This is a genomic window from Variovorax sp. FW305-3-2-15-B-LB1 (assembly GCF_058787635.1).
Window position 1 is genome coordinate 145,609 of record NZ_JBYSZY010000009.1, and the last position, 6,012, is coordinate 151,620.

At 67.9% G+C, this 6,012-nt stretch carries 8 protein-coding genes; 3 read left to right on the plus strand and 5 right to left on the minus strand.

All coding sequences use genetic code 11. From position 1 onward, the window contains the following. Positions 1 to 2: 2 nt before the first annotated feature. The gene (gene murB / locus AC3WQR_RS08515) at positions 3 to 1,055 is read right to left on the minus strand and encodes a UDP-N-acetylmuramate dehydrogenase (RefSeq protein ID WP_307696005.1); all 1,053 of its coding nucleotides are present in this window, start codon (positions 1,053 to 1,055) and stop codon (positions 3 to 5) included. Between the two features lie 43 nt (positions 1,056 to 1,098). Between murB and AC3WQR_RS08520 the strand changes: the two genes are divergently transcribed. Together AC3WQR_RS08520 and AC3WQR_RS08525 are read left to right on the plus strand one after the other, a co-directional pair. Continuing rightward, entirely contained in the window at positions 1,099 to 1,584 is a 486-nt protein-coding gene (locus AC3WQR_RS08520; RefSeq protein WP_095746332.1) for a YajQ family cyclic di-GMP-binding protein, read from the plus strand. A 7-nt stretch (positions 1,585 to 1,591) separates the two neighbouring features. Then, positions 1,592 to 2,236 (plus strand): retropepsin-like aspartic protease family protein, encoded by a 645-nt coding sequence (locus tag AC3WQR_RS08525; RefSeq protein ID WP_492741735.1) that lies wholly within the window; start codon positions 1,592 to 1,594, stop codon positions 2,234 to 2,236. A gap of 19 nt (positions 2,237 to 2,255) precedes the next feature. Here AC3WQR_RS08525 and AC3WQR_RS08530 read toward each other — a convergent pair whose 3' ends face one another. The 4 genes from AC3WQR_RS08530 to AC3WQR_RS08545 form a co-directional block, all read right to left on the minus strand. Beyond that, on the minus strand, positions 2,256 to 2,609 hold the full coding sequence (locus AC3WQR_RS08530) for a RidA family protein (RefSeq protein WP_070062404.1): 354 nt from the start codon (positions 2,607 to 2,609) through the stop codon (positions 2,256 to 2,258). A 7-nt stretch (positions 2,610 to 2,616) separates the two neighbouring features. Then, complete coding sequence (gene plsY, locus AC3WQR_RS08535; RefSeq protein ID WP_062469978.1) at positions 2,617 to 3,252, minus strand: glycerol-3-phosphate 1-O-acyltransferase PlsY; 636 nt, start codon at positions 3,250 to 3,252, stop codon at positions 2,617 to 2,619. 74 nt (positions 3,253 to 3,326) lie between these two features. After that, on the minus strand, positions 3,327 to 3,818 hold the full coding sequence (locus AC3WQR_RS08540; RefSeq protein WP_492741736.1) for an aminoacyl-tRNA deacylase: 492 nt from the start codon (positions 3,816 to 3,818) through the stop codon (positions 3,327 to 3,329). 17 nt (positions 3,819 to 3,835) lie between these two features. Then, positions 3,836 to 4,897 carry an aldo/keto reductase gene (locus AC3WQR_RS08545; protein ID WP_062469984.1) on the minus strand — a complete coding sequence of 354 codons (1,062 nt, stop codon included), beginning with the start codon at positions 4,895 to 4,897 and terminating at the stop codon, positions 3,836 to 3,838. Between the two features lie 118 nt (positions 4,898 to 5,015). On the opposite strand from AC3WQR_RS08545, the gene AC3WQR_RS08550 reads away from it, so the two are divergent. Next, positions 5,016 to 5,942, plus strand: a complete 927-nt coding sequence (locus AC3WQR_RS08550) for an alpha/beta fold hydrolase (protein WP_070062401.1) — start codon at positions 5,016 to 5,018, stop codon at positions 5,940 to 5,942. The last annotated feature ends 70 nt before the right edge of the window (positions 5,943 to 6,012 follow it).

Sequence of the window (6,012 nt, forward strand, 5' to 3'; positions counted from 1 at the left end):
CGTCAGACCACCACCGGCTCCGGCTCCAATCGGATGCCGAAGCGTTCGTACACGCTGGTCTGGATCGCCTTGGCCAGCGTCATCACCTCGCCGCCCGTCACCGGGTTGGCCGAGCCGCCGCGGTTGACCAGCACCAGCGCCTGCTTTTCGTACACGCCGGCGTTGCCCACCGACTTGCCCTTCCAGCCGCAGGCGTCGATGAGCCAGCCGGCCGCGAGCTTGATGCTGCCGTCGTCCATCGGGTAGTGCACGATCTTGGGGTCGCGCGCAATGATGTCGGCGCACTGTTCGGGCGTGACCGTCGGGTTCTTGAAGAAGCTGCCGGCGTTGCCCAGCACGCGCCAGTCGGGCAGCTTGGCGCGGCGGATGGCGCAGATCCACTCGAAGATGTCGACCGCGCTGGGCGTGAAATTGCCGGTTTCTTCCATCTTGCGCTCGAGGTCGAGGTAGCCGACCACCGGCTTCCACGGCTTGGGCAGCCGGAAACGCACCCGCGTGATGACCGCGCGGCCCGCCAGGCCGAAATCGTTCGGGCCGCTGCGCACGTGCTTGAAGACCGAATCGCGGTAGCCAAAGGCGCACTGCGCCGCGTCGAGCGTGAAGGCGCGGCCGGTTTCGAGGTCGAAGGCGTCGAGCGAGTCGAAGCGGTCCTGCAGCTCGACGCCGTAGGCGCCGATGTTCTGCACCGGCGCGCCGCCCACGGTGCCGGGAATGAGTGCCAGGTTTTCCAGCCCCGGGTAGCCGCTGCGCACCATCCATTCGACGGTGTCGTGCCAGGTTTCGCCGGCGCCGGCCTCGACGATCCAGGCGCGCGGCGTCTCTTCGACCAGCCGCCGGCCCTTGATCTCGATCTTCAGCACCAGTGGCTTGACGTCGCCCGTGAGCACGATGTTGCTGCCGCCGCCGAGCACGAAACGGGGTTCGTCGCGCCAGGCCGGATCGGCGTGCAGCGCGGCCAGGTCGGCCTCGCTGGTGATGCGCGCCAGGTGCTGCGCGCGCGCGACGATGCCGAAGCTGTTGTAGGGCTGCAGCGGGACATTGGACTCCACGATCATGGGAGAATTGTCGCATTCAGTACCCGTGCGTCCAGGAGAGCCTATGCCGTCTTTCGATACCGTCTGCGAGCCCAATCTGCCCGAAGTGAAGAATGCGGTCGAAAACACCGCCAAGGAAATCGGAACGCGCTTCGATTTCAAGGGCACCGCCGCCGCCGTCGAGCTCAAGGACAAGGAGATCACCATGATCGGCGACGCCGAGTTCCAGCTCGTGCAGGTCGAGGACATCCTTCGCAACAAGCTCACCAAGCGCAACGTCGACGTGCGCTTTCTCGATAAGGGCGACGTCCAGAAGATGGGCGGCGACAAGGTCAAGCAGGTCATCAAGATCAAGAACGGCATCGAGAGCGAGCAGGCCAAGAAGATCACCCGCATCGTCAAGGACAGCAAGCTCAAGGTGCAGGCCGCGATCCAGGGCGACGCCGTGCGCATCACCGGGGCCAAGCGCGACGACCTGCAGGCCGCCATGGCCCTCATCAAGAAGGACGTGCCCGACATGCCGCTGTCCTTCAACAACTTCCGCGACTGACCCGCGCATGAAGGCGCTCCTCGTCGCGGCGCTGTGGGCGGCCGCGGCCACGGCGGCGCACGCCGCCGACTCGGTCACGCTGACCGGCTCCATCGGCAGCCGCGCCATCCTCATCGTGAATGGCGCGCCGCCCAAGACGGTGGCGGTCGGGGAGACCTTCCAGGGCGTCAAGCTGGTGTCGCTGCAGGCCGACCAGGCGGTGGTCGAATCGGCGGGCAAGCGCTTCTCGCTGCGCATGGATTCGCCCGTGAGCATCGGCCGGGGCGGTATTGCCGGCAGCGGCGGCAACCGCATCGTGCTGCAGGCCGACAGCCGGGGCCACTACATGACGCAGGGCCAGATCAACGGCCGCGCCGTCACCTTCATGCTCGATACCGGTGCGACCACCATCGCGCTGTCGGCGGTCGATGCCCAGCGCATCGGGCTCGACTACAGCAAGGGGCAGCTGGTGCAGATGCGCACGGCCAACGGCAACGCTGCGGGCTACAGGCTGCGGCTGCAAAGCGTGCGCGTGGGCGACGTCGAGGTCTACGACATCGACGCCATCGTCTCGCAGCAACCCATGCCCTTCGTCTTGCTGGGCAACAGCTTTCTCAACCGCTTCTCGATGCGGCGCGATGCCGACGAGATGATTCTCGAGAAGCGGTACTGAGACCGCTCCCGATCCGGCCTCAGGCCTGCGCGGCCGTGACGACGATCTCGATCTTGTAAGCCGCGTTGGCCATCTTGGCCTCCACGGTCGCGCGCGGCGGCGTGTTGCCGGCCGGAATCCACGCGTCCCACACCTCGTTCATGGCGCCGATGTCGCCGATGTCGGCCAGGAAGATCTGCGTCATGAGGATGCGCGACTTGTCGCTGCCGGCCTCGGCCAGCAGGCGGTCGACCATGCCGAGCACCTGCGCGGTCTGGCCGCGGATGTCCTGCGTGGTGTCGTCGGGCACCTGGCCCGCGAGGTAGATGGTGCCGTTGTGCACCGCGGTCTCGGACAGACGCGGGCCGACGTGGAAGCGGGTGATGGATGCCATGGTGAGTTCAAGCCTTTTTCTTCGAGCCGAGTTTCGACTCCGTGCCGGCCGCGAGCCGGCGGATGTTTTCGCGGTGCCGCCAGATCAGCAGCAGACTCATGATGATGATCGCAATCAGCACCGTGCGGTCGAGTGGCCACGCAATGTTTCCACCCAGCAGGTAGTAGGCCGGTGCGAAGAACGCCGCCACCAGCGACGACAGCGACGAATAGCGGAAGAAGATCGCGATGATCAGCCAGGTCGCGCCCGTGGCCAGCCCCAGCCAGGGTGCGATGCCCACCAGCACGCCGGCGGCCGTGGCCACGCCCTTGCCGCCCTGGAAACCGAAGAACACCGGGTACAGGTGGCCCAGGAAGGCCGCCAGGCCCGCCAGCGCCGCCACGCCCTCGCCCAGCCCCCACTGCGCGCCGAACTGGCGGATCAGGAACACCGGCAGCCAGCCCTTCGCCGCATCGAGCAGCAAGGTGGCCAGCGCGGCGCCCTTGTTGCCCGAACGCAGCACGTTGGTGGCGCCGGGGTTGCCGCTGCCGTAGCTGCGCGGATCGGCCATGCCGAGCGACTTGCTCACGATGACCGCAAACGACAGCGAACCGATCAGGTACGACGCCACGATGGCAAGGAGGGAAGGCAGATCGAAACTCAAGGCGGGTCTCCGGGGAACGGATTGTTGTTGTGCGCCGCCGGCCTGCATGCCCGGCGGGAAAAAGCAAACGCCGGCTATTCTGCCAGCGCGCACTGCACGGGCTTGGCGCCCAGGAGCGTCACGCACACCTGCGGATCGATGCCCACGAGGTAGCCGCGCCGCCCGCCGTTGATCGCGATCTTCGGCAGCTCGAGCACGCTCGACTCGATGTAGACCGGCATCTCGCGCCGCGTGCCGAAGGGCGAGGTGCCGCCCACCAGGTAGCCGCTGTGGCGCTGCGCCACCTCGGGCTTGCAGGGCTCGACCGACTTGGCGCCGATCTGCCGCGCGAGGTTCTTGGTCGACACCGTGCGGTTGCCGTGCATCAGCACGATCAGCGGCCTGGCGTCCTGGTCCTGCATCACCAGCGTCTTGACCACGGTGAACGGGTCGAAGCCCAGCACCTGCGCGCTGTGCTGGGCGCCGCCGTGCTCCAGGTACTCGTAGGGGTGCTCGGTGAAGGCGACCTTGTTCGCCCGCAGCAGCTGGGTGGCGGGCGTCTCGGAAACGTGGGCTTTCTTGCTCACTTGCTCACTTGTTCGGGTCAGGCGGCGGGGTCGCGGATGTCCAGGCGGATCTTGTCGATCTCGGCCAGCACCTCGGCCGACAGCGTGGTGCCGTAGGCGTCCAGGTCTTCGTCGAGCTGCGCCACCGAGGTCACGCCGATGATCGTGCTCGCCACCTGCCACTTGGTGTAGCAGAAGGCCAGCGCGAGCTGCGTGGGGCTCAGGCCGTGGTCGCGTGCGAGCTGGTTGTAGCGCCGCGCCGCGCGCAGCGCGTCGGGCTTGCCCCAGCGCTGCTTGCGCACCGACTCGTAGCTCGAGATGCGCGCGCCCTTGGGAGCGTCGGGGCCCTCGATGCCGCTCTGGTCGTACTTGCCCGTCAGCAGGCCGAAGGCCAGCGGCGAGTACGCCAGCAGCGACACGCCGAGCCGGTGCATGGTCTCGTCGAGCGCGTTCTCGTGCGCGCGGCTCACCAGGTTGTAGACGTTCTGCACCGACACCACGCGCGGCAGCCCGTGCTGCTCGGCCAGCCGCACGAACTCGTGCACGCCGTAGGGCGTCTCGTTCGACAGGCCGATGGTGCGCACCTTGCCCGCCTTCACCAGCTTGCCCAGCGCCTCGAGCTGGTCGTGGATCGGCGTCTGCGAGGTTTCCTTCTCGGGGTTGTAGTGGATGTTGCCGAACACCGGCACGTGGCGCTCGGGCCAGTGGATCTGGTACAGGTCGATCACGTCGGTCTGCAGGCGGCGCAGGCTGCCGTGGCACGAGGCCTCGATGTCGGCCGCCGTCATGCCCGTGCCTTCGCGCACCCAGGGCATGCCGCGCGAGGGGCCCGCCACCTTGGTCGCCAGCGTGATCTTCTGGCGCGTGCCGGGGTTGGCCGCAAACCAGTTCCCGATGATGGTTTCGGTCGCGCCGCAGGTTTCCTTGCTCGCCGGCACCGCGTACATCTCAGCCGTGTCGATGAAGTCGACGCCGCGCTCGAGCGAACGGTTCAATACAGCGTGGGCCGTGGGCTCGTCGACCTGCTCGCCGAAAGTCATGGTGCCGAGGCAGATCGGGGTGACGTGGAGGTCGCTCTGACCGAGTGGAATCTTTTTCATGCGCGGAATGCTAGCGCGCCCGCGCGGCAGGCGCTGCCCCGGCCCCGAGAAACCGAGCGCCGCCCTGTCCTGTGGCGGACTGCGCGCGGCGCGGCCTCTCCGTATCATCGAGCGCCATATGTACCAAGCCCTCCGCCCCTCGCGCAGCGAATTCGTGCCCGTGCGCAACCTGAACTACCACGTCCGCCTCTGGGGGCAACCGTCGAGCGAGCGCCCGCCGCTGGTGCTGGTGCATGGCTGGATGGACGTGGCGGCCTCCTGGCAGTTCGTGGTCGATGCGCTGAAGGACGACCGCTTCATCATCGCCCCCGACTGGCGCGGCTTCGGCCTCACCGACGGCGGCGGTGTCGACAACTACTGGCTGCCCGACTACCTGGCCGACCTCGAATGGCTGCTCGATCATTACGCCGGCGAGGGCGACGATGCCCGCCCGGTCGACCTCGTGGGCCACAGCATGGGCGGCAACGTCGCGATGCACTACGCGGGCGTGCGCCCGGCGCGCATCCGCCGCCTCGTCAACCTCGAAGGCTTCGGCATGCCCGCGCGCCAGCCCGCCGAGGCGCCCGCGCGCTATGGCCAGTGGATCGACGAGCTCAAGGGCCTGCACCGCGGCGAAAAGGCGCTCGCGGGCTATTCGGCGGTGGACGGCGTGGCACGCCGCCTCATGAAGACCAACCCGCGCCTCACGCAGGACAAGGCCGACTGGCTGGCCGGCCACTGGTCGGCGCCGCAGGCCCAGCCCGACGGCAGCGCGCGCTGGCAGATCCTCGGCGAGGCCGCGCACAAGATCGTCAACGCCAACATCTTCCGCGTCGACGAAACACTGGCGCTCTACGCGCGCATCACCGCGCCGACGCTGATGGTCGAGGCCTCGGACGACAGCCTGCACGGCTGGTGGAAAGCCCGCTACACGCTCGCCGAATTCCACGAGCGGCTGAAGTCCGTGCCTTCGGTGCGCATCGAGCAGCTCGACGACGCGGGCCACATGCTGCACCACGACCAGCCGCAGCGCGTGGCGCAGCTGATCGAAGACTTCCTGGCCTAGGGCCTGTTCACCCTATTTCTGGCGTCGCGAAGGTCTGCCACGGCGGGCCAATCAAGGCGCGTGACGCCGC